This is a genomic window from Streptomyces cinerochromogenes (genome assembly GCF_014648635.1).
Classification (GTDB): domain Bacteria; phylum Actinomycetota; class Actinomycetes; order Streptomycetales; family Streptomycetaceae; genus Streptomyces; species Streptomyces cinerochromogenes.
This window is the reverse complement of sequence record NZ_BMRM01000034.1, coordinates 20,661-41,820: the sequence shown is the minus strand read 5'-3', so window position 1 is coordinate 41,820 and position 21,160 is coordinate 20,661. Positions and strand designations below refer to the sequence as shown.

Genomic DNA, 21,160 nt, shown 5'->3' with positions numbered 1-21,160 from the left:
GAGGGGCGCTCAGTCCAGGCCCGGTCTCCGGGAGATCCCCAGCAGGAGCGGTCCCGTCGGCTCGTCGACGATCTCGGCGAGGGTGACGGAGTCCAGCGCCGCGTAGAACGCCTCCCGAGCCCCGCGCAAGGCGCCCCGCAGACGGCAGCCGGAGCGCAGCGGGCAGGGAGGCGTTCCCTGGGCGATGCCGTCGCAGTCCACCACGTCCCCGTCGCCCTCGAAGGTCCGCACCACCGCGCCCACCGACGCCGTACGCCCCCGCTCCGTCAGCGCCAGTCCGCCGCCCCGGCCGCGCCGGGCGTGGACCAGGCCCAGGCGCTGGAGTTCGGCGACGACCTTGGCGGCGTGCGTGTAGGGGACGTCCATGTCCGCGGCGACCTGGCGGGTCGTGGGCACGGCGTCGGCGACGACGGCGAGTCGCATCAGGACGCGCAGGGCCAGGTCGGTGGAGCGCAGCAGCCGCATACCGCGAGCGTAGGTAAGACGCATACGGCGTTCAAATTTCCTGGCTCCGCATCATCCGATTCCTGCGCCCTCCCTACGGAAGTGCGGCCCCGCCGCATTACGATCAGCGAGCCCCACCGTCCCGTCCCCTTCCGCAGAAGGACACGCCTCATGGGTTCCGGCAAGAACAGCAGCACCGCGGCGCGCAAGGCGCGCATCGAGGAGATGCGGCGCGCGGAGCGTGCCCGCGAGCGCCGCAACCGGGTGCTCACCATCGCCGCCAGCGCGGTGGTCGTCGTCGGTCTCGTCGTCGGCGGGGTCGTCCTGGTGAGGTCGCAGGACGACTCCGGCAAGGACCAGGCGACGCCGAGCGGCGACGCCAAGGGTTCCGGGGACTCCGGGCACTTCACCACCGGCAAGGACGGGGTGAAGACCTGGTCGGGCAAGCTGTCCCGGACGCACGTGACGACCAAGGTGTCGTACCCGATGCACCCGCCGGTCGGCGGCAACCACAACCCGGTCTGGCTGAACTGCAACGGTGACGTCTACACCAAGCCGGTGGCGGACGAGAACGCCGTGCACGCGCTGGAGCACGGCGCGGTCTGGGTGACGTACACCGGCAAGGCGCCGAAGGCGGACGTCGACGCGCTCGCGGCCAAGGTGAAGAAGACGCCGTACTCGCTGATGAGCCCGTACGAGAACCAGGACGCCCCGCTGCTGCTGTCGGCGTGGGGCCACCAGGTGGCGGTGAAGAGCGCGAAGGATCCGGAAGTGGACAAGTTCTTCGCCACCTACGTGCAGGGTCAGCAGACGCCCGAGCCGGGCGCCTCGTGCACCGGCGGGGTCATGAAGTGAGGCGGCAGCACATCGGCTGGGCCGCGGGGGCCGCGGCGGCGGTGCTCGTCGCGGCCGGCGCGATCACGTACGCGGTCGCCGAGGACAGCGGCGGACCGGACCCGAAGACGCCGGGCGCGCAGTCGGCGGACGCCGGTTTCGCGCGGGACATGGCCGTCCACCACCAGCAGGCCGTCGAGATGTCGTACATCGTGCGGGACCGCACGAAGGACGAGGAGGTGCGGCGGCTCGCGTACGACATCGCGCAGACCCAGGCCAACCAGCGCGGGATGCTGCTGGGCTGGCTGGACCTGTGGGAGCTGCCCAAGGTGTCCGCCGACCCGCCGATGACCTGGATGGGCATGGGCGGCATGGCCTCCGGCAAGGACGGCGCGCTGATGCCGGGCATGGCGACCAACACCGAGCTGAAGAAGCTCCAGTCGCTCAGCGGCAAGCAGGCCGAGGTCTTCTACCTCCAGCTGATGACGGCCCATCACAAGGGCGGGATCCACATGGCCGAGGGCTGTGTCGCCAAGTGCACCGTCGGCGTGGAGAAGCGGCTCGCGCAGGGCATGGTCGACGCGCAGCAGTCGGAGATCGAGCTGATGGCCGGGATGCTCAAGGAGCGGGGCGCGCAACCCCGTTCGTAACACCACCGTCCGGACGAAAGCGTCAAATCCCCCTACGGGGGCGGTTACTTGAGCTTCTCTTGACTTTCACGTTCCCCTGACATGAACGGTTCACCGAGAGAGTGGCCCCCATCGTGTGATCCATTCGCCGGCCGACACCGCCGCGGGCCGGCGCGCGCATCCACGTGGTACCGACCACCACTACATGCATGCGAACCGCATCGCAGGGGGTTCTATGAGATCCAACCGCGCCACCGTGCGCGCCGGTGTGAGCATGGCAGCGACACTGCCCATGATCGCCGGTGCGCTGGCGCTGGGCATACCCGCGGCACACGCTGCGGACAGCCCCGCTCGTGACGTCCTGAAGAACACCAAGCCGCTGTGGGCCACGGCCAAGGCGGACAAGGGCGCCACCTCGGACAGCGCCCGGGTCAAGGCCCGCGTCTACCTCGCCGGCAAGGACGCGGCCGGCCTCGCCGCCTACGCCAGGGCGGTGTCCGACCCCAGCTCGCCGCTGTACGGCAAGTACCTGAGCGCCAAGAAGGCCCAGGCCCGCTTCGGCGCCACCAAGGCCCAGGTCGGCGCGGTCACATCCTGGCTGAAGTCGGCCGGCCTGACCGTCACCGCGGTCACCCCCCACTACGTCGCCGTCTCCGGTGACGTGGCCGCCGCCGAGAAGGCGTTCGGCACCCAGCTGCACAACTTCGCCAAGGGCTCGAAGACCTACCGCGCCCCGGCCGCCGCGGCCTCCGTCCCGGCCGCCCTCAAGGGCGCCGTGCTCACGGTCACCGGCCTGGACAACGCCCCGCACAAGGCGAACCACGACGACCAGCTCCCGCCCCCGGACGCGGTGTTCAAGAACTCGGGCCCGTTCTCCTCGTACTACGGCTCGAACATCGCGACGACGCTCCCGGACGCGTACGGCTCGAAGATCCCGTACGCGGTCAAGGGCTACACGGGCAAGCAGCTGCGCGCCGCGTACGGCGCGGGCACGTACACCGGCCGCGGCGTCCGCATCGCGATCACCGACGCGTACGCCTCCCCGACGATCGCCTACGACGCGGGCGCGTACGCGCTGAAGAACGGTGACGCGGCCTGGAAGACCGGCCAGCTGCACCAGTCGCTGCCGAAGAACTACACCAAGACCGAGGAGTGCGGGGCCGCCGGCTGGTACGGCGAGGAGACCCTGGACGTCGAGGCGGTCCACGCGGTCGCCCCGAACGCCGACGTCACCTACGTCGGCGCTGCCTCCTGCTACGACGACGACCTGCTGGACTCCCTCAGCAAGGTCGTCGACAGCCACCTGGCCGACATCGTCTCCAACTCCTGGGGCGACGTCGAGGCCAACCAGACGCCGGACCTCGCCGCCGCCTACGACCAGGTCTTCCAGCTGGGCGCGGTCCAGGGCATCGGCTTCTACTTCTCCTCCGGCGACGACGGCGACCAGGTCGCCAACACCGGCGTGAAGCAGGTCGACACCCCCGCCAACTCCGCCTGGGTCACCGCGGTCGGCGGCACCTCCCTGGCCGTCGGCAAGGGCGACAAGTACCTGTGGGAGACCGGCTGGGGCACCGAGAAGGCCTCGCTGTCGGCCGACGGCAAGAGCTGGGCCGGCTTCCCCGGCACGTTCACCTCCGGCGCGGGCGGCGGCACCAGCAAGACGGTGCCGCAGCCGTACTACCAGAAGGGGATCGTGCCGAAGGAGCTGGCCACCGCCAACAACGCCGCCGGCAACCGCGTCGTCCCCGACATCGCGGCCATCGCCGACCCGAACACCGGCTTCCTCGTCGGCCAGACCCAGACCTTCCCCGACGGCACCGAGCAGTACAGCGAGTACCGCATCGGCGGAACCTCGCTGGCCGCCCCGGTCATCGCGGCGGTCCAGGCCCTGGCCCAGGAGGCCCGCGGCGGCAAGGCCATCGGCTTCGCCAACCCGTCGATCTACGCCAAGTACGGCAAGCAGGGCGTCTACCACGACGTCACGGACGACCCGACGGGGTCCGGCCTGGCCGTGGCCCGGATCGACTTCGTCAACGGCTTCGACGCCTCCGGCGGCCTCGCGACCTCGGCCCGCAGCCTGGGCAAGGACAGCTCCCTGAAGGCCGTGAAGGGCTACGACGACGTCACCGGCGTGGGTTCGCCCGCGGGTGGGTACGTGCAGTCGTTCCGGAAGCGGTAATCCTCCGGATCAGGTGAGGGGCGTGGGGCCTTGGCGGCCTCACGCCCCTTTGCGTTCCTCGGTTACTGGGACTTGAGGGCGGCGATGAAGGGGGTCCAGGCGGTGGGGGTGAGGAGGAGGCTGGGGCCGTGGGGGACCTTTGAGTCGCGGACGGGGATGAGGCCGGGGATGCCGTCCGCTACTTCGACGCAGTTGCCGCCGTCACCGTTGCTGTAGCTGCTCTTGAACCAGAGAGCGTCACTCAAGTCGATCCGGTTGCTTGCCATTTCGGAAATCCTCTGCCGCTGCCTTGATCTTGGCGAGGGACGTGTCTGGTGACAGCGCGACGGCCCTGAGCCGATCGTATGCCTTGCGGTATTGCTTCACGAGGGCCGGATCGTCAATGGTGTCGCCGCTGTAGGACGCCTCGGTGTAGATCAGCGGGGGAGCGTCGGGGAACACCATGACCATGATGGAGGCGGCCATCAAGGGATACGCACCGCACGTCCGCGGAACGATCTGCGGAGTGATCCGGCGCCGCTCGGCCAAGGCCACGACGCGGTCGAGCTGTTCCGCCATTTCCAGCGGAGGGAGGATCGGTTCCCTGATCAGCGACTCGTGCAGGATCGCCCAGTACTCCGGGGTGGTGTGGTCGTCCTCGAAGATGCGGGCACGCGCGAGACGGGCCGTCACCTTTTCTTCCACCCACTCATCGAGGGCTCCCGGGTGAGCCGACCGGACCAGCGCCCGCGCGTACGGCGCCGTCTGGAGCAGCCCGGGGAACGTGATGGGACACCACTCCTCGATGGACTCCGCGTGCTTCTCCGCCTCCAGAACCTTCTCGAAGTACGCGGCATGCGGCCCCCTCCTCGCCCTCCGCACATCCTCACACCGCCGCTCGAAGAACCCGTCGGTCTTCAGCACCCGATCCGCATGCCGGGCCAGATCGATCGGCATCCTCCGCTCCCCGCGCTCGATGTCGCTGAGGTACGTCTTGCCGTAGAAGCTGCCCTCGAGGAACGCCTCCAGCGACAGCCCCGCCGCCTCCCTCTTCCACCGCAACTCCTTGCCGTAGAAGGTCGGGACGCTCATCGAGCCGTCGATGTCCTTACCGCGAGCCACCGCTCACCCTCCTCCGCTGCCCTGGTCGCGAACGCGAAACCCCTTTCACGGTAGCGGGGTTGGCGACAGGCTGTGAGGAGTTCGTCACAGAGCGCACAGAAGGTTGCCGCCCCTCATGCCGGACCACTCCCCCACCGCCTACGACGTGACCCTCTGCGTCGAGGATCTCCGCGCCGCGCTCGCCCTGCACGGCATCACGCTCCCCTCCCTCCGCGTCGACCTGCCGGGCTTCGCGGGTACGTACGCCCCGCCCGCCGGGCTCGTCACGCTCGGGAACTGCAACACGGCCACGGCGCGTGCGCTGGCCGCCGTGCTGAGGAAGGCGGCGGCGGAGTGCTGACGCTGCTGGAGCTGGAGCTGCTCGCGACACCGAAGGCCGCACCGGACCTGCGCCACCGCCTCCGGGACCACGGCTTCGACGTCCGCCTGTGCGCGACGGAGCTGCTGACGAACGTCATCGACCACCTGGGCGAGGGCACCCCGGTGACCGTACGGGTGATCGGTACGGCGGCGCCGCACGGCCGTACCCGCATCGAGGTGACCGACCCCGAGCCACGCGCGTTGCCCGCCCTGCTGCCCGCCACGCAGACGGAGGAGTCGGGGCGGGGACTGGCTCTCGTGGACGCCCTCGCAGAGCGGTGGGGCGTGGAACGGGGGCCGGACCGGAAGACGGTGTGGTGTGAGCTGCGGGACTGCGGCGGGGAGCGAGAAACCGGACGCACGCCTCTTGACCACTGATACCTACTGGTCAGTACGCTCCAGTCATCCCTCGACGACACCGGTGTCCTTTCCCTGCGCCTGCGGCGAATCGGCGTCTTCCGCCGTCCCCACTCGCCCTCGGGCACGGCCTCCCGCAACCCGGGAGGCGCTCCGCGCAGTCCCCGTCAGACGCGCCGCCGAGCGCGTTTCCCCACCGCTCCCCGTGAGGCTCCCCGTGCAGAGATCCCTCCTGAACAGATCCCTCGTCGCCACGGCCGTCGCCGCGACCGGCGTGCTCCTCGCCGTGCAGGCGCCCGCTTCCGCAGCGCAGGCGGCCGGCAGCTCCGCCTTCCGCTCCGGCAGCAACCCGGTCCTCTTCGTGCACGGCTACACCGGTGACGGCGGCAACTGGAACACCATGGCCTCCCGCTTCAGGAACGACGGCTGGCCGTCCTCCTACCTGGACCAGTGGACCTACGACTGGCGCCAGTCGAACGCCACGACCGCCCAGCAGCTCTCCGCCGAGGTCGACCGCCTGCTCGCGGCGACCGGCGCCACCCAGGTCGACATCGTCAGCCACTCCATGGGCGGGCTCTCCTCGCGCTACTACCTCAAGAACCTCGCGGGAACGGCCAAGGTCGACGCCTGGGTGTCCCTGGGCGGCCCGAACCACGGGACCGACAGCGCCAACAGCTGCCTCGACACGTCCTGCACCGAGATGCGCATCGGCTCGGACTTCCTCGCCGCGCTCAACTCCGGCGACGAGACACCCGGTTCGGCTCGCTACGCGACCTGGTGGTCCCCCTGCGACACGGTGATCAACCCCGACAGCTCCGTCCCCCTGTCCGGCGCGACCAACACCGAGACCGCCTGCCTCACCCACACGGACCTGTTCAACGACGCAACGGTCTACACCGAGGTCCGGAACACGATCAACCGCTGACCCCACCCCACCCGGCCCCCGGGGTGACACGGCGATGGGCAGATCCGTGCCGGGGGGCGGGAGGGAAAGGGCAGGTGAGCGGGTCGGGGTGCCGGTGCCGGGTGGCACACATCCGCCAATCGCCGATGTCCGGGAGGGGAGGGGCTGGGGGGCGGGTGCGTGCTCGACACTTGCCGGGGGAGGTGCCGTGGGGATCGAGCTGGAGTTGCGTGTCGGGCGGGCGCCGGCGCGGGGGAAAGGGCGGCGGCGGGAGGTCGTGGTCCGGGCCTCGCACGAGCACGGGGAGATGCTCGCGCCGGCCCTGGAGGGGGTGACCGGGGGGCGGCTCGCCCGGATCGACCCCTACCGGGACACCCGCTTCACCGACCAGGACGCGCAGGCCGCCCTGCCGGAGGTGGCCGCCCTCGTACGGGAGTGCGCCGACCCCTCCCGGGAGGCCGCCCTGGTCGATCTCGCCGAGATGCTGGAGGCCTGCGCGGCGATGCCGGGGAGCTGTCTCTGGTTCATCGGCGACTAGGGCCTCTCTTCCGGATCAGGCCGGCTGCGGACGACGGTGCCTGTCGGCCGACCCGAGCGGGGTCCGGTGCGTGCAGCCGCAAGGCGGAGGAGGGCGTCGACGCGGAGCGTCGACAACCGACGACAACGCCGCGGATGTGCGTGCCGGACCCCGCGACCCCGGCATGATCCGGAAGAGAGGCCCTTAGGCCGGACCAGGCCCCTCCGGCCGGCCCCTGAGGGCTCGCCTCAGCCTCGCAGTGCCCCCGACCCTTCCGGCACCCGCGACGCGACGATCCGGCCCGCCGACGGGGTCGCCCGCCTGCGGTCCACGGCGTACGCCACGCTCGCCACGCCCAGCCCCAGCACCGCCAGGGCCGCTCCCGCGAGGGCGGGGGACGTCGTACCGAAGCCGGCCGCGAGGGCCAGGCCGCCGATCCAGGCGCCGCCGGCGTTGGCCAGGTTGAAGGCCGCCTGGTTGGCCGAGGAGGCGAGGGAGGGAGCCGCCGACGCCTTCTCCATCACCATGAGCTGGAGCGGGGAGCCGGTCACGAAGGCCGCCGTGCCCAGCAGGGTCACCGCCAGGGCCGCGCTCCACTCCGCCCGCATCAGCAGCGGGAACAGCAGGAGCACGGCCCCCAGGGACGCCAGGCCGCCGAAGAGGGTGCCGCGCAGGGAGTGGTCCGCCAGCCGGCCGCCCAGGAGGTTGCCGGCCGTGGCGCCGACGCCGAAGAGGGCCAGGAGCAGGGTCACGTTCGTCTCCGCGTAACCCGCCGTGTCCGTCAGCATCGGCGTGACGTAGCTGTAGGCCGCGAACAGCGCGCCGAAGCCCGCCACCGTCGTACCGAGGGCCAGCCAGACCGGCACGGACCGCAGGGCGGCCAGTTCGCCGCGCAGACCCGCCGACGAGGCCGCGTGTTCCCGGTCGTGGGGGATCAGGAGGGCCAGCGACGCTATCGCCGCGACCCCGATCGCGCTCACTCCGAGGAAGGCGGCCCGCCAGCCCAGGTGCTGGCCCACCAGCGTGGCCACGGGAACGCCCGCGATGTTGGCGACGGTCAGGCCGAGGAACATCAGGGACACCGAGCGGGCCTTGCGCTCGGGCGGGACCATCGCCGTGGCGACGACCGCGCCCACGCCGAAGAAGGCGCCGTGCGGCAGGCCGCTGAGGAAGCGGGCGGCCAGCAGGGAGCCGTTCCCGGGGGCGAACGCCGACAGGGCGTTGCCGGCCACGAACAGGACCATGAGGGAGATCAGGACCGTGCGGCGGGGCATGCGCGCGGTGAGCGCGGCCAGCAGGGGGGCGCCGATGACGACGCCGAGCGCGTACGCCGAGACCAGGTGGCCGGCGGTGGGGAGGGAGATGTCCAGGTCGTCCGCGACGTCGGGCAGGAGGCCCATCATCACGAACTCGGTCGTACCGATACCGAAGGCGCCGACGGCCAGTGCGAGCAGGGCCAGGGGCATGGAGGGGCCTGTGCCTTTCGAAGCGGGGGAGCGGAGTTCCGTCACACGATAAGTTCAGTTCCGGAACAAAGTCTCCCGAGCCCCGTATTCCAACCGCTCACGAGGACGTGTCGAGCCTCACACGTGCCGCCACCGGCAGGTGGTCGCTGTGGGTGCGCGGCAGCGTCCAGCTGCTCTCCGGCTCGGCGCCCCGGACCATGATCTGGTCGATGCGCGCCATCGGGAACGACGCCGGCCAGCTGAACCCGAAGCCGCTGCCCGCCGCGCCCTGCGTGGAGCGCAGCTGCGAGGTGACCGCGTTGAGCGCGCGGTCGTTCATCGTGCCGTTGAGGTCGCCGAGGAGGACGACCCGCTTGAGCGGCTCGTCGGCGATGGCCTCGCCCAGCGCGTCGGCGCTCTTGTCCCGCTGCCGGGCGGTGAACCCGGCCTCCATCTTCACCCGCACCGAGGGCAGGTGGGCGACGTAGACCGCGATCGGGCCCCGGGGCGTGGCGAGCGTGGCGCGCATGGCCCGCTTCCAGCCGAGCTTGATGTCCACGGCCTCGACGCCGGTCATCGGGTACTTGCTCCACAGGCCGACCGTGCCGACCACCGCGTGGTACTTGTACGTCGGCGCGAGCGCCTTCTCGTAGACGGGGACGGAGGACGCGGGGAGTTCCTCAAGGGCCAGGACGTCGGCGCCGGAGGCGGCCACGTCCCGCGCGGTCGCGGCCGGGTCGGGGTTGTCGGCGTTGACGTTGTGGGTGGCCACCATGAGGTCGCCGCCGCTGCCCGTCCTGTCGGTCAGCAGCCCGCCGAAGAGGTTGAGCCAGACGATCGCCGGGAGGACGACCGCGAGCAGGGCGGTCGCCGACTTCCGGACGAAGCCGGCGACCAGCAGCACCGGGATGGCCAGGCCCAGCCAGGGCAGAAACGTCTCGGTGAGCGAGCCGAGGTTGCCCACCGCGTTGGGGATGTGGGCGTGCACCAGCATCACCAGGGCGAGCAGCAGGGCGAGGACGGCCAGGACGAGGCCGCGCCGCCAGATCCGCGGATCGTTCCGCCAGCCGGCGAACAGGCGGTGCGCGAGGCGCCGAAGCCGGGATCCCGGTCGCTCGGGCTCCGAGCCGCCGCCCACCGTCTCCGTCATGTACGCCTGCTGCGCCATACCGTCTGCCTCACTGCCTGCCGTGCACACCGTTCGCCCCCGTGCTCTTCCGACCCTAGGGGATGATCGGCTCCGATCCCGCCGTCCCATGACGGCCGTACGGAAGACGAGGACGAACGAGCCGGGGCGGGGAGTTCCGGTTACCCCCTCGACCGGCGCGGTCTGTGACAGAACGCGCACACGAGCGCTACGAGGCTGTCGACCTGACGGGCCGTAGGCCGTCCAGGACCGCGTCGACGATCTGTTCCGCGAGGCCCTCGGGCAGGTCGGCCTCGGGGCGCATGACGGAGCGGACGAGCATGGGGCCGACGAACATGTCGTTGGCCAGGTCCAGGTCGACGTCCGCCCGGATCTCGCCGTTCTCCTGCCCGCGCCGCAGTACGTCCAGGGCGAGGACGCGCCGGGGCACTATCACGCTCGCGTGGTACGCCGCCCACACCTTGGGGGCGGACTTCATCTGGGCGTACACGTTGTGCAGGATCGCCGAGGAGCGGCTGACGAGTCCCCGCTGGCGCAGGGCCTCCAGCAGCACCACGAGGTCGTCGCGCACGGAGGTGCCGGGGAGTTGGGGGTCGGGGGGTTCGGCGGCGCGTACGACGTCGACGAAGAGTTCCTCCTTGCCGCTCCAGCGGCGGTAGATGGTGGCCTTGCCGACCCCGGCCGTGCGCGCGACCCGCTCGATGGACAGCTCGGCGAGGGGCACGCCCTCCTCCAGGAGCTTCATCACGCCCTCCAGAATGGCGCGTTCCACGGCTTCGCTGCGCGGGCGGCCACGGGCGGGTCCGTCCGGGCGCGAGCGCTGGTCGGCAAGGCTCACGTGTTCCGTCCTCTCACTGTGCTGCGGGAATTGTCCCGCAGCGGCCTCCTTCCCCCGTGGAACCGCGCGCGGAGCTCACTCCCCGGCGGCGACCAGTTCCGGTTCCTCCTCGCGCCGCCGGCCGGCCGGCGGCCTGCCCGGCAGGAACAGGGCGGTCACCACGGCGCCGATCAGCGCGACGCCCGTACCGCACAGGGCGGTGACGTGCATGGCGTGCAGGAAGGCGTCGTGGGCGGGGGTGACGAGGGCCTCGCCGCGCGGGCCGAGCTTCTCGGCGACGCCGAGGGTGGCCTCGATGGACTCGCCGGCGGTGGCGCGCACGCCCGGCGGCAGCAGGCCGAGCTTGTCCTCGATGCCGTCGCGGTAGGAGGTGGCGAGCACCGAGCCGAGGACGGCGATGCCGAGGGCGCCGCCGACCTGGCGGAAGGTGTTGCTGAGCGCGGAGGCGGAGCCGGCCTTCTCACGGGGCAGGGCCTGCATGATGACGACGGAGGTCGGCGTCATGATGTGCGCCATGCCGGTGCCCATGAGGAAGAAGACGACCTCCAGCAGCCAGATGGGCGTGTCGGCCTCGAAGGCGGCGAACGCGGCCAGGGTCGCCGCGATCAGCAGCAGGCCCCCGGTGGTGACGGCCTTGTTGCCGAACCGGTCGACCAGGAGCCGGGCGCGCGGCGCGAACAGCAGCTGGGCGATGGCGAGCGGCAGCATCAGCACGCCGGACTCCAGCGGGGAGTAGCCGCGCACGCTCTGGGTGTAGAAGACGCCGAAGAACGTGACGCCCATCAGCGCGAAGAAGACCAGCGCGATGGCGCTCATGGCGGCCGAGAAGACCTTGTTGCGGAAGTAGGTGACGTCCAGGGAGGGGTGGTCGCTGCGCTTCTCGAAGACGACGAAGGCGGCCAGGACGGCGAGGCCGGCGAGGATGGTGGCCAGCACCTTGGCGTCGGTGAAGTCGGCGAGTTCGCCGCCCTTGATGATGCCGTAGACCAGCAGGACCAGGCCGACGACGGACAGGACCACGCCGACGGGGTCGAGGCGGCCGGGCCTGGGGTCGCGGGAGTCGGGCACCAGCCAGGCCATCAGGGCCAGCGCGACGATCACGATGGGCACGTTGACGAAGAAGACCGAGCCCCACCAGAAGTGGTCGAGCAGCGCGCCGCCGGTGATCGGGCCGATGGCGATGGCGAGGCCGACGCCGCCGGCCCAGATGCCGATGGCCTTGGGCTGCTCCTCGCGCTCGAAGACGTTCATGAGGACGGCGAGGGTGGCGGGCATCACGAAGGCGGCACCGAGGGCCATCAGGGCGCGGTAGGCGATCAGCTGGCCGGGCGAGCCCGACTCGGCGGCGAGTGCGGAGCCGATGCCGAACACGGCGATCCCGCCGAGCAGCACCTTCTTGCGGCCGATGCGGTCGCCGACGAGTCCGGCGGTGAACAGCAGGCCGGCGAAGACGAGGGTGTAGGCGTTGATCGCCCACTCGATCTCGCTCTGGGTGGCGCCGAGGCCGGTCGGCGCGGGGGTCGCGATGGTCTTGATCGCGACGTTCAGGATCGAGTTGTCGAGCACGACGATGAGCAGGCTCAGCATGAGCACGCCGAGGATCGCCCAGCGGCGCCGGTGGACCGCTTCCGGTATTCGGGAGGCAGGGACGGGACTTGTCATGGGTTCGAGCCTACGATCATTCCGATACGGAACCGTCTCGTATCTTATTTTTTTACCGATGCCTTACTCACCGGGGTCTTACGTACCCCGGGTTCCCGGCCCGGGCGGGGGATCACAGGGGGTACCCCTGGCCTCCGATGGCACGAGGTGCCACCATGGAGGCGATCCGGAGACGCCGTAAGGGCGCTTCGAGATGACTGAAGGAGCCGTTGCCATGACGCAGCTTTCGGCTGCCCAGAACAAGCCCTCCGACGGCAGCAAGGCGCTGTACGGGGGGAAGGGCACCCGCCGCATCACCGTCCGCGACATCGCCCTCGCCAAGGAGCGGGGCGAGAAGTGGCCCATGCTCACCGCCTACGACGCGATGACCGCGTCCGTCTTCGACGAGGCCGGGATCCCGGTGATGCTCGTCGGCGACTCGGCGGGCAACTGCCACCTCGGGTACGACACCACCGTGCCCGTCACCCTCGACGAGATGACCATGCTGTCCGCCGCGGTGGTCCGCGGCACGCAGCGCGCCCTCATCGTCGGCGACCTCCCGTTCGGCTCCTACCAGGAGGGCCCGGTGCAGGCGCTGCGCTCGGCGACCCGGCTGGTGAAGGAGGCCGGGGTCGGCGCCGTCAAGCTGGAGGGCGGCGAACGGTCGTACGAACAGATCCGGCTGCTGGTGGAGTCCGGCATCCCGGTCATGGCCCACATCGGGCTGACCCCGCAGTCCGTCAACGCCATGGGCTACCGCGTACAGGGGCGCGGCGAGGAGGCGGCGCAGCAGCTGCTGCGGGACGCCAAGTCCGTGCAGGACGCGGGCGCCTTCGCGGTGGTGCTGGAGCTGGTGCCGGCGGAGCTGGCGGCCGAGGTGACACGGGTCCTGCACATCCCGACGGTCGGCATCGGAGCCGGGCCCGAGACGGACGCGCAGGTGCTCGTCTGGACCGACATGCTGGGCCTGACGTCCGGCCGGGTGCCGAAGTTCGTGAAGAAGTACGCGAACCTCCGTCAGGTCATGGGCGACGCGGCGAAGGCGTTCGCGGAGGACGTCGTCGGCGGAACGTTCCCGCTGGAGGAGCACTCCGTCCACTGAGCCACTGCGGCACCACCGGGCAGCCCGCCGATCATCCCCCGTCGGCGGGCTGGCCCGTCTTTGTGGCGGGTGTCGGCGATCCGTCGGTCGGCGCGGGCCGGTGTCGGTCGGGTGTCGGTGGTTTGTCGGTGGGTCCTGGCACTGTCGTCGGCATGACACGCATCGATGACAACCCCGCCGGCGGACGCTCCGCCGTGACCGTACGGGGACTGGTCAAGCACTACGGCGAGACCAAGGCGCTGGACGGCGTCGACCTGGACGTGCGCGAGGGCACCGTGATGGGTGTGCTCGGGCCGAACGGCGCCGGCAAGACCACCCTCGTACGGATCCTGTCCACCCTGATCACCCCCGACGCCGGGCAGGCCACCGTGGCCGGCTACGACGTCGTGCACCAGCCGCGTCAGCTGCGCCGGGTGATCGGACTGACCGGCCAGTACGCCTCGGTGGACGAGAAGCTGCCGGGCTGGGAGAACCTCTACCTGATCGGCCGGCTGCTGGACCTGTCCCGCAAGGACGCCCGGGCCCGCGCCGACGAGCTGCTGGAGCGGTTCTCGCTGACGGAGGCCGCCCGGCGCCCGGCGGGCACCTACTCCGGCGGTATGCGCAGGCGCCTCGACCTGGCCGCCTCCATGATCGGCCGGCCCGCCGTGCTGTACCTGGACGAGCCGACCACCGGGCTCGACCCCCGCACCCGCAACGAGGTGTGGGACGAGGTGAAGGCGATGGTCGGCGACGGCGTCACCGTGCTGCTCACCACCCAGTACATGGAGGAGGCCGAGCAGCTCGCCTCCGAGCTGACCGTGGTGGACCGGGGCAAGGTCATCGCGAACGGCGGCATCGAGGAGCTGAAGGCCCGCGTCGGCGGACGCACGCTCCGGGTGCGGCCGGTGGACCCGCTGGAGCTGCGCCCGCTCGCCGGCATGCTGGACGAGCTGGGCATCACCGGGCTCGCCGCCACCACCGTCGACGCCGAGACCGGCACCCTGCTGGTGCCGATCCTGAGCGACGAGCAGCTGACCGCCGTGGTCGGCGCGGTCACCGCGCGCGGCATCACGCTCTCCTCCGTCACCACCGAACTGCCCAGCCTGGACGAGGTGTTCCTGTCCCTCACCGGCCACCGCGCCAGTGCCCCGCAGGACACCGTGCCCGCCGACGACCGCCAGGAGGTCGCCGTATGAGTTCCGCCACCCTCTCCCCCGCCGCCGCGAAGGCCGACACCCCGATCCCGCTGCGGGCCCACCTGCGGCACACCGGCGCGCTGATCCGCCGCAACCTGCTGTGGATCCGGCAGGACCCGGAGTCGATGTTCGACGCCATCCTGTTCCCGGTCATCTTCACCCTGCTGTTCGTGTACGTCTTCGGCGGCTCCATCGGGCAGTCGCTGGGCGGCGGCCAGGAGCGGTACGTCCAGTACGTCATCCCCGGGCTCATGGCCATGATGGGCATGAACATGGCCCAGGGTGTGGGCACCGGTTTCAACCAGGACTTCAACTCCGGTGTCATGGACCGCTTCCGGTCCCTGCCGATCGGCCGCGGCTCGGTGCTCTTCGCGAAGATCGCGGTGGAGCTGATGCGGATGCTGTTCGCGACCGCGGTGCTGATGGTGGTCGCCGTCGCGGTGGGCTACGACATCAAGGACTGGGCCGGGATGCTGGCCTCGGTCGGGCTGTCCGCGGTGTTCGGCTCGGCGCTGATGTGGGTGTTCCTGACCCTCGGCGTGGTGATGAAGAACGCCCAGTCGGTACAGGCGATGGGCTTCCTGGTGCTGATGCCGCTGCAGTTCGGCTCGTCGATCTTCGCGCCGCCCGCCTCCATGCCGGGCTGGCTCCAGGCGTTCACCGACTACAACCCGCTGTCCACGCTGGCCGACACCGCGCGCGGCCTGATGGAGGGCGGCCCCATCGCGCACGACCTGTGGGTGACGGTGATCTGGTCGGTCGGTCTGACCGTGGTCATGGCGCCGGTCGCGATCCACAAGTTCCGCACCAAGAGCTGACGGCACGAAGAGCCGGCGGCACCGGGAGCCGACAGCGGGAAGAGGCCGGCAGCGGGGGGAAGCCGGCGTCGCGCGGCGCTCAGACCAGGGCGGTGGCCTCCGCGAGGGAGAGGCCACCGCCCTCGGCGTACGCGGCCTCGTACGACCGCGTGTCCAGGGCCCGGCGGATACGGGCCTCGGTCAGCTCGCGGCAGCGCCGCTCCACCCCGGAGACCACGTGCTCGGGCGGCAGCAGCGCGCCGGCGGCGCCCAGGCAGCGGGCGGCGTCGGTGGCGCGGGCGCCGCCGTCGGCGCGGGCGAGGGCCATCGCGGCGACGGTCAGGCCGATGGAGTGCAGATGGGGGGTGACGGCCGTGGTCAGCGGGTCGGTGGCGAGGTCGAGCGCCCTGCGGGCCCGTGCCAGGGCCTCCTCGGTGCGGTCGTCCACGGCGTCCAGCCAGGCCTCCTGGCAGACGATGATCGCGTCGAAGACGATGAAGTGCGCGATCGCGATCTCCTCGCGCAGCAGCCGCAGCTGTTCCCGTGCCTCCTCGGTGCGGTCGGTCAGGCCGAGCCAGACGGCGAGGAAGAGCCGGGCGGCGGGCATCGCCTCGTTGTGGGTGCCGTCCTGGCTGGCGATGACCTCGCGGAGCATCCGCTCGCCGCGCTCGGTCTCTCCGGCCTCCATCAGCACGTTGCCGAGCCGGGCGCGGAGCACGGCCACCTGGGCGCGGGCGCCGAGGCGTTCGGCGTGTGCGACGGCCGCCCGGTAGTCGGCGGCGGCCTCCCGGTGGGCGCCCTTGCGTTCGTGGGCCTCGCCGCGGGCGGACAGGGCCTCGGTGGTGCCCCAGGCGTCGCCGAGGCGGCGGTAGATCTCCAGGGACTCGTCGGCGTCGCGGGTGGCGTCGCCGGCCGAGGCGGTGCGGTTGGCGAGGAAGTTGGCGCGCAGGTGGAGGGCGCCGGCCAGCTCCCACTCGAAGCCCGGGGTGTTCCGGCAGGTCTGCACGGCGGCGTCCGCGATGGCACGCAGCCGGTGCGCGCCGCCGGTCAGCAGCTCGGCGAAGAACCACAGCATGCCCGGGGGGCGGCAGGTCTGCGGCAGACCGGGCTCGTAGACCTGGGCGACCGCGCGGAGCTTGGCCTGGGCCTCGGGGGTCTGCCAGTCCTCGATCTCGGTGTCCATGCAGGCCAGATGGGCCAGGTGGACGCCGCGCCGGGCCTCGGCGAGGATCTCGCCGGTGTACGGGGGCGGGGCGTCGGTGCAGCGCTGCCAGACGGGGGCGGCGCGGCGGACCGGCTCGGCGAACGGGTCGGGGCCGAGCGCCATGGCCTCCCGGCACCAGGTGCGGGTCTCGATGCGCTGGTCGCGCATCTGCCAGAACCAGAGCAGGGACAGGACCAGGCAGAGGGCCTCCTGTTCGTCGCGTTCGGCGACGGCGTGCCGGAAGGCGGTGCGCAGGTTCTCGTACTCCAGCTGGAACCGGTCGATGGCGGCGCGCTGTTCGGGGCCGCGCAGCAGCGGGTCGGTGGTGCGGGCGAGTTCGCGGTAGTGGACCAGGTGGGCGCGTTCGGCCTCGCCGCGGCGGCCGGTCTCGGCGAGGCGTTCGGCGGCGTACTCGGCGACGGTCTCCAGCAGCCGGTAGCGCATGCCGCCGTCGGCCGCGGGGGCGGCGACCACCAGGGACTTGTCGACCAGGGAGCCGAGGGCGTCCAGGGCGGCCGGGCCGCACACGGCCTCGGCGGCGGCCAGGTCGCAGCCGCCGGCGAAGACGGACAGCCGGGCGAGGACGTCGCGCTCGCCTGCGTCCAGCAGGTCCCAGGACCAGTCCACGACGGCTCTGAGGGTCTGCTGGCGGGGCAGCAGGGTGCGGCTGCCGGAGGTGAGCAGCCGGAACCGGTCGTCCAGCCGGTCCGCTATCTGGCGGGGCGTGAGCATGCGCAGCCGGGCCGCCGCCAGCTCGATCGCCAGGGGCAGTCCGTCCAGGCGGCGGCAGATCTCGGCGCACGCCCCGGGGTCGTCCTCGGTCCGGAAGCCCGGGCGGGCCGCCGCGCCCCGGTCGGCGAGCAGCCGCAGCGCGACCGGCTCGGGCAGCGGCTCCACGGGCCGCAGCAGCTCCCCCGGTACGCCGAGGGGTTCGCGGCTGGTGGCGAGGACGGTCAGCTCGGGGCAGCGGGCCAGCAGCCGCTCGGTGAGCCGGGCGGCGGCGTCGACGACGTGCTCGCAGTTGTCGAGGATGATCAGCATGCGGCGCCGGGCGCAGTGCTCCACGAGCCGTTCGACGGGGTCGGCGTGCCGTTCGGAGACCGCGCGCATGCCGTCCACGCCGGCGCCGTGCAGCACGGTCTCCCGGGCGCCGATCGCGGTGAGCACGGCCTGCGGTACGGCGTCGGGGTCGTCCACGGGGGCCAGCTCGGCGAGCCAGACCCCGTCCCGCAGGGTGGGCCGTACCGCCTCGGCGGCCTCCAGGGACAGCCGGGTCTTCCCGGCGCCGCCGGGTCCGAGGAGGGTGACCAGGCGGGCCGCGGTGAGGTCGGCGCCGATGGCCCGGATGTCGCTCTCCCGGCCGACGAAGGAGGTGAGCCGGGCGGGCAGGTTGCCCGGGCGGTCCGCGGGCCGGCCCGGGGCGGGTCCGGCGGGCGGGGGTTCCTCGCCGAGCAGTTCGGCGTGCAGGGCGCGCAGGTCGGGGCCGGGGTCGGAGCCGAGCCGGTCCGCGAGCAGGCGGCGTACGTCGTCGTAGGCGGCGAGGGCCTGGGCGGGGCGGCCGGCGTCGCGCAGGGCGCGCAGCCGCAGCGCCTGGAGCCGCTCGTCCAGGGGGTGGCTGTCGCACAGGGCGGTCAGTTCGGGCAGCGCCCGCTCGGCCTCGCCGAGGGCGAGGGCGGCGGTGTGCCGGGCCCGCTGGGCGTCGAGTCTGCGGGTCTCCCAGCGGGCCGCCTCGGCGGTGCGGTCGGGCAGGTCGGCCAGGGCGGGCCCGTGCCACAGGGCGAGGGCGTCGTCGAGGACGGCGGCGGCCTTGGCCGGGTCGCCGTCGGCGAGGGCGGCGAGGCCGTCGCCGGTGAGCCGGTCGAAGCGGGTGAGGTCCACGTCGTCGGGGGCGGCGGTGAGCCGGTAGCCGCCGTCGGCGGAGGCGACGGCGTCGGCGCCGAGGGCCCGCCGGAGCCGGCCGACGAGCGCCTGGAGGGCACCGGCGGCGTCCGCGGGCGGGTCGGCGCCCCACACCTCGTCCACCAGCACGGGCGCGGGCACGGTCCGCCCGGCCCGCAGCGCGAGCACACTCAGCAGGGCACGCAGCCGCGCCCCGCCGACCGGGACGGCCGTACCGTCGGGACGGATTGCCTGGGTGGTGCCGAGCAGCCGATAGCGCACGGGGTCCATTGTCCCCGGTGCCGTCAGGGGCGGGCGCCGGCGGTCGGGACTTCGAGGGTGACGAGGACGCCGGCCTGGTCGCGGCTGCGGCGCGGCCCGGGACCGCCGGCCGTCTCCTCCCGACGGAACCACTTGGGGCAGCTGTCGACCGGCTCCAGCGACCACTCTTCCGGCACCGGCTCGAAGGTGCGTGAACCCGGTCCGGTCTCGGCGTAGACCTGGTACACCAGCTCGATGGCGCGGACGTGGCCGGTGGTGTCGTGCGGGACGTCGCCGTGGTTCTCCACCCACGCGTCGGCGCCGTACCACTGTCCGTCCGCGTGCTCCTCGTCCACGGCGACCAGCGGCCAGGCGACCTGCTTGCCCACGCCGAACGGGCGACCGCAGCACTCCATCTGCCAGCTCTCGTAGAACACCTTCATCAGTGCCATCTCTCCACCTTCCAGGAACCGGACGGCCGTGGCGAGGCGTTTTCCTGGTGAGCCCCGGCCGGGTACGGTCGGCCTGCCGACCGCCCCGCACCAGGAGGAGCCCGCCCCATGACCACCGCCACCAGCCGTCGCGGCGACCGGCAGATCAGTCCCGTGTTCGTCGGCATACTGGCCGTGACGGCGGTGACCGGCTGGGCCACCTGGACCGGGTTCGCCGCGCAGCCGGGAATCGCGGTGTTCCTGTTCGTGACGGCGGCCTGGATCGTCTCGCTGTGCCTGCACGAGTACGCGCACGCGCGCACCGCCCTGCACGGCGGGGACATCACGGTCGGCGCGAAGGGCTATCTCACGCTGAACCCGCTGAAGTACACGCACGCGCTGCTGAGCATCGTGCTCCCGGTGCTGTTCGTGATCATGGGCGGGATCGGTCTGCCCGGCGGGGCGGTGTTCATCGAGCGGAGCCGCATCCCGGGCCGCTGGCGGCACAGTCTGATCTCGGCGGCCGGCCCGCTGGCGAACGTGCTGTTCGCGGCGGTGTGCACGGCCCCCTTCTGGCTGGACGCGCTGGACGGCGTCCCCGCGGAGTTCCGGTTCGCGCTGGCGTTCCTGGCGCTGCTGCAGGTGACGGCGGCGCTGCTGAACTTCCTGCCGGTGCCGGGCCTGGACGGCTACGGCGTGATCGAGCCCTGGCTGTCGTACAACGTGAAGCGGCAGGTGGAGCCGTTCGCCCCGTTCGGTCTGCTGTTCGTGTTCGCGCTGCTGTGGCTGCCGTCGGTCAACGGCGCGTTCTTCGACGTGATCGACGCGATCATGCGGGCGCTGCACGTCGACGGCTTCTCCCAGTACTGCGGACAGGAGCTGTACCGGTTCTGGGAGGGCACCAACGACTACTGCTCGGTCAGCCGGTGACGGACCCGCTCCGGCCGGCCCTGCCGCGCTTGACGTAGTACCACGTCATGTTGGACGACAGGCCCGCCAGGAGCACCCAGACGATCCCCAGCCAGCTGCCCCGGGCGAAGGAGACGACCGCGGCGGCCACGGCGAGGACGCAGACGACGAGGGGGTAGAGGGCGATGCGGGGCATGGTGGGTCGGCTCCTGTCGGGGACACTGCGCGGTGACTGCTTCGCCGACCAGTGTCCCCCATCGCCCTTCGCGGCTCACACGTCGGTGACGCGGAGCCCGGCGTGTGCCTTGTACCGGCGGTTGACGGAGATCAGGTTCGCGACCAGCGACTCCACCTGGTGGGCGTTGCGCAGCCGGCCGGCGAAGACGCCGCGCATGCCGGGGATGCGCCCGGCCAGCGCCTGCACGATCTCCACGTCGGCGCGGTCCTCGCCGAGCACCATCACGTCGGTGTCGATCTGCTCGATCTCCGGGTCCTGGAGCAGGACGGCCGACAGGTGGTGGAAGGCTGCGGTGACCCGGGAGTCCGGCAGCAGCGCGGCGGCCTGCTCGGCGGCGCTGCCCTCCTCCGGCTTGAGCGCGTAGGCGCCCTTCTTGTCGAAGCCGAGCGGGTTGACGCAGTCCACGACGAGCTTGCCGGCCAGCTCCTCGCGCAGCGACTTCAGGGTGTCGCCGTGGCCGTCCCACGGTACGGCGACGATCACGATGTCGCTGCGGCGCGCGGTCTCGGCGTTGTCGGCGCCCTCGATGCCGTGGCCGAGTTCGTCGGCGGCGGCCCGGGCGCGCTCGGCGGCGCGGGAGCCGATGATCACCTTCTGGCCGGCCCGGGCGAGCCGGTAGGCGAGGCCCTTGCCCTGCGGTCCGGTGCCGCCGAGCACGCCGACGACGTACCCGGAGACGTCGGGCAGGTCCCAGGGGTCCTTGGCGGGGGCCTTGGCAGGGGTCTGTGCGCTGTCGGTAGAGGTCATGGGCCGACTCTACGTCCGC

Annotated in this window: 22 protein-coding genes; 11 read left to right on the top strand and 11 right to left on the bottom strand. The window is 72.1% G+C overall.

What is annotated here, in order from left to right:
* Positions 1 to 9: 9 nt before the first annotated feature.
* Positions 10 to 465 carry an RrF2 family transcriptional regulator gene (locus IEZ20_RS38420; RefSeq protein WP_189307603.1) on the bottom strand — a complete coding sequence of 152 codons (456 nt, stop codon included), beginning with the start codon at positions 463 to 465 and terminating at the stop codon, positions 10 to 12.
* A 150-nt stretch (positions 466 to 615) separates the two neighbouring features.
* On the opposite strand from IEZ20_RS38420, the gene IEZ20_RS38415 reads away from it, so the two are divergent.
* The 3 genes from IEZ20_RS38415 (at position 616) to IEZ20_RS38405 (ending at position 4,086) form a co-directional block, all read left to right on the top strand.
* Positions 616 to 1,299 carry a thioredoxin-like domain-containing protein gene (locus IEZ20_RS38415; protein ID WP_189307601.1) on the top strand — a complete coding sequence of 228 codons (684 nt, stop codon included), beginning with the start codon at positions 616 to 618 and terminating at the stop codon, positions 1,297 to 1,299.
* Positions 1,296 to 1,928 (top strand): DUF305 domain-containing protein, encoded by a 633-nt coding sequence (locus IEZ20_RS38410; protein ID WP_189307599.1) that lies wholly within the window; start codon positions 1,296 to 1,298, stop codon positions 1,926 to 1,928. The genes IEZ20_RS38415 and IEZ20_RS38410 overlap by 4 nt, the downstream gene beginning before the upstream one ends.
* Positions 1,929 to 2,142: 214 nt before the next feature.
* Positions 2,143 to 4,086 carry a S53 family peptidase gene (locus IEZ20_RS38405; RefSeq protein ID WP_189307597.1) on the top strand — a complete coding sequence of 648 codons (1,944 nt, stop codon included), beginning with the start codon at positions 2,143 to 2,145 and terminating at the stop codon, positions 4,084 to 4,086.
* Between the two features lie 62 nt (positions 4,087 to 4,148).
* Here the strand turns inward: IEZ20_RS38405 and IEZ20_RS38400 are convergent, their stop codons facing one another.
* Both IEZ20_RS38400 and IEZ20_RS38395 read right to left on the bottom strand, forming a co-directional pair.
* Positions 4,149 to 4,352, bottom strand: a complete 204-nt coding sequence (locus IEZ20_RS38400; protein ID WP_189307595.1) for a DUF397 domain-containing protein — start codon at positions 4,350 to 4,352, stop codon at positions 4,149 to 4,151.
* Positions 4,324 to 5,187, bottom strand: coding sequence for a helix-turn-helix domain-containing protein (locus IEZ20_RS38395; protein WP_229896487.1), 864 nt, complete (start codon positions 5,185 to 5,187; stop codon positions 4,324 to 4,326). The genes IEZ20_RS38400 and IEZ20_RS38395 overlap by 29 nt, the downstream gene beginning before the upstream one ends.
* Before the next feature lie 115 nt (positions 5,188 to 5,302).
* Here IEZ20_RS38395 and IEZ20_RS38390 point away from each other — a divergent pair, with 115 nt between their 5' ends.
* The 4 genes from IEZ20_RS38390 (at position 5,303) to IEZ20_RS38375 (ending at position 7,346) form a co-directional block, all read left to right on the top strand.
* A complete protein-coding gene (locus IEZ20_RS38390) occupies positions 5,303 to 5,527 on the top strand; it encodes a hypothetical protein (protein ID WP_189307593.1) in 225 nt (74 codons plus the stop codon).
* On the top strand, positions 5,521 to 5,925 hold the full coding sequence (locus IEZ20_RS38385) for an ATP-binding protein (RefSeq protein ID WP_229896486.1): 405 nt from the start codon (positions 5,521 to 5,523) through the stop codon (positions 5,923 to 5,925). Before IEZ20_RS38390 ends, IEZ20_RS38385 begins: the two co-directional genes overlap by 7 nt.
* Positions 5,926 to 6,136: 211 nt before the next feature.
* Positions 6,137 to 6,829 (top strand): esterase/lipase family protein, encoded by a 693-nt coding sequence (locus tag IEZ20_RS38380; protein ID WP_189307637.1) that lies wholly within the window; start codon positions 6,137 to 6,139, stop codon positions 6,827 to 6,829.
* 187 nt (positions 6,830 to 7,016) lie between these two features.
* Complete coding sequence (locus tag IEZ20_RS38375; RefSeq protein WP_189307591.1) at positions 7,017 to 7,346, top strand: hypothetical protein; 330 nt, start codon at positions 7,017 to 7,019, stop codon at positions 7,344 to 7,346.
* Positions 7,347 to 7,573: 227 nt separating this feature from the next.
* On the opposite strand, the gene IEZ20_RS38370 is transcribed toward IEZ20_RS38375, so the two are convergent.
* The 4 genes from IEZ20_RS38370 to IEZ20_RS38355 form a co-directional block, all read right to left on the bottom strand.
* Complete coding sequence (locus tag IEZ20_RS38370; protein ID WP_189307589.1) at positions 7,574 to 8,791, bottom strand: MFS transporter; 1,218 nt, start codon at positions 8,789 to 8,791, stop codon at positions 7,574 to 7,576.
* A gap of 97 nt (positions 8,792 to 8,888) precedes the next feature.
* A complete protein-coding gene (locus tag IEZ20_RS38365; RefSeq protein WP_189307587.1) occupies positions 8,889 to 9,938 on the bottom strand; it encodes an endonuclease/exonuclease/phosphatase family protein in 1,050 nt (349 codons plus the stop codon).
* Positions 9,939 to 10,125: 187 nt separating this feature from the next.
* Positions 10,126 to 10,755, bottom strand: a complete 630-nt coding sequence (locus IEZ20_RS38360; protein WP_189307585.1) for a TetR/AcrR family transcriptional regulator — start codon at positions 10,753 to 10,755, stop codon at positions 10,126 to 10,128.
* A gap of 75 nt (positions 10,756 to 10,830) precedes the next feature.
* Positions 10,831 to 12,417 (bottom strand): MFS transporter, encoded by a 1,587-nt coding sequence (locus IEZ20_RS38355; protein WP_189307583.1) that lies wholly within the window; start codon positions 12,415 to 12,417, stop codon positions 10,831 to 10,833.
* Positions 12,418 to 12,631: 214 nt separating this feature from the next.
* On the opposite strand from IEZ20_RS38355, the gene panB reads away from it, so the two are divergent.
* The 3 genes from panB (at position 12,632) to IEZ20_RS38340 (ending at position 15,494) form a co-directional block, all read left to right on the top strand.
* Complete coding sequence (gene panB / locus IEZ20_RS38350; protein ID WP_189307581.1) at positions 12,632 to 13,498, top strand: 3-methyl-2-oxobutanoate hydroxymethyltransferase; 867 nt, start codon at positions 12,632 to 12,634, stop codon at positions 13,496 to 13,498.
* 152 nt (positions 13,499 to 13,650) lie between these two features.
* The gene (locus IEZ20_RS38345; RefSeq protein ID WP_189307579.1) at positions 13,651 to 14,676 is read left to right on the top strand and encodes an ATP-binding cassette domain-containing protein; all 1,026 of its coding nucleotides are present in this window, start codon (positions 13,651 to 13,653) and stop codon (positions 14,674 to 14,676) included.
* Complete coding sequence (locus IEZ20_RS38340) at positions 14,673 to 15,494, top strand: ABC transporter permease (protein ID WP_189307577.1); 822 nt, start codon at positions 14,673 to 14,675, stop codon at positions 15,492 to 15,494. The genes IEZ20_RS38345 and IEZ20_RS38340 overlap by 4 nt, the downstream gene beginning before the upstream one ends.
* A gap of 79 nt (positions 15,495 to 15,573) precedes the next feature.
* Here IEZ20_RS38340 and IEZ20_RS38335 read toward each other — a convergent pair whose 3' ends face one another.
* The gene (locus IEZ20_RS38335) at positions 15,574 to 18,846 is read right to left on the bottom strand and encodes an ATP-binding protein (protein ID WP_189307575.1); all 3,273 of its coding nucleotides are present in this window, start codon (positions 18,844 to 18,846) and stop codon (positions 15,574 to 15,576) included.
* A gap of 14 nt (positions 18,847 to 18,860) precedes the next feature.
* Positions 18,861 to 19,268, bottom strand: a complete 408-nt coding sequence (locus IEZ20_RS38330) for a DUF6578 domain-containing protein (RefSeq protein ID WP_189307573.1) — start codon at positions 19,266 to 19,268, stop codon at positions 18,861 to 18,863.
* Between the two features lie 108 nt (positions 19,269 to 19,376).
* On the opposite strand from IEZ20_RS38330, the gene IEZ20_RS38325 reads away from it, so the two are divergent.
* Positions 19,377 to 20,177, top strand: a complete 801-nt coding sequence (locus tag IEZ20_RS38325; protein WP_189307571.1) for a site-2 protease family protein — start codon at positions 19,377 to 19,379, stop codon at positions 20,175 to 20,177.
* Here the strand turns inward: IEZ20_RS38325 and IEZ20_RS38320 are convergent.
* Both IEZ20_RS38320 and npdG read right to left on the bottom strand, forming a co-directional pair.
* Positions 20,167 to 20,352 (bottom strand): hypothetical protein, encoded by a 186-nt coding sequence (locus tag IEZ20_RS38320; RefSeq protein ID WP_189307569.1) that lies wholly within the window; start codon positions 20,350 to 20,352, stop codon positions 20,167 to 20,169. The two genes, IEZ20_RS38325 and IEZ20_RS38320, sit on opposite strands and share 11 nt — an antisense overlap.
* A gap of 75 nt (positions 20,353 to 20,427) precedes the next feature.
* A complete protein-coding gene (gene npdG, locus IEZ20_RS38315) occupies positions 20,428 to 21,141 on the bottom strand; it encodes an NADPH-dependent F420 reductase (protein WP_189307567.1) in 714 nt (237 codons plus the stop codon).
* Positions 21,142 to 21,160: the final 19 nt, after the last annotated feature.

Bases quoted from the DNA above. Each gene is read 5' to 3' on its own strand.
- IEZ20_RS38415 (WP_189307601.1), top strand. From the start codon at position 616: ATGGGTTCCGGCAAGAACAGCAGCACCGCGGCGCGCAAGGCGCGCATC.
- IEZ20_RS38390 (WP_189307593.1), top strand. From the start codon at position 5,303: ATGCCGGACCACTCCCCCACCGCCTACGACGTGACCCTCTGCGTCGAG.
- panB (WP_189307581.1), top strand. From the start codon at position 12,632: ATGACGCAGCTTTCGGCTGCCCAGAACAAGCCCTCCGACGGCAGCAAG.
- IEZ20_RS38420 (WP_189307603.1), bottom strand. From the start codon at position 465: ATGCGGCTGCTGCGCTCCACCGACCTGGCCCTGCGCGTCCTGATGCGA.
- IEZ20_RS38320 (WP_189307569.1), bottom strand. From the start codon at position 20,352: ATGCCCCGCATCGCCCTCTACCCCCTCGTCGTCTGCGTCCTCGCCGTG.
- IEZ20_RS38345 (WP_189307579.1), top strand. From the start codon at position 13,651: ATGACACGCATCGATGACAACCCCGCCGGCGGACGCTCCGCCGTGACC.
- IEZ20_RS38400 (WP_189307595.1), bottom strand. From the start codon at position 4,352: ATGGCAAGCAACCGGATCGACTTGAGTGACGCTCTCTGGTTCAAGAGC.
- IEZ20_RS38330 (WP_189307573.1), bottom strand. From the start codon at position 19,268: ATGGCACTGATGAAGGTGTTCTACGAGAGCTGGCAGATGGAGTGCTGC.
- IEZ20_RS38355 (WP_189307583.1), bottom strand. From the start codon at position 12,417: ATGACAAGTCCCGTCCCTGCCTCCCGAATACCGGAAGCGGTCCACCGG.
- IEZ20_RS38325 (WP_189307571.1), top strand. From the start codon at position 19,377: ATGACCACCGCCACCAGCCGTCGCGGCGACCGGCAGATCAGTCCCGTG.
- IEZ20_RS38335 (WP_189307575.1), bottom strand. From the start codon at position 18,846: ATGGACCCCGTGCGCTATCGGCTGCTCGGCACCACCCAGGCAATCCGT.
- IEZ20_RS38370 (WP_189307589.1), bottom strand. From the start codon at position 8,791: ATGCCCCTGGCCCTGCTCGCACTGGCCGTCGGCGCCTTCGGTATCGGT.
- IEZ20_RS38340 (WP_189307577.1), top strand. From the start codon at position 14,673: ATGAGTTCCGCCACCCTCTCCCCCGCCGCCGCGAAGGCCGACACCCCG.
- IEZ20_RS38365 (WP_189307587.1), bottom strand. From the start codon at position 9,938: ATGGCGCAGCAGGCGTACATGACGGAGACGGTGGGCGGCGGCTCGGAG.
- npdG (WP_189307567.1), bottom strand. From the start codon at position 21,141: ATGACCTCTACCGACAGCGCACAGACCCCTGCCAAGGCCCCCGCCAAG.
- IEZ20_RS38405 (WP_189307597.1), top strand. From the start codon at position 2,143: ATGAGATCCAACCGCGCCACCGTGCGCGCCGGTGTGAGCATGGCAGCG.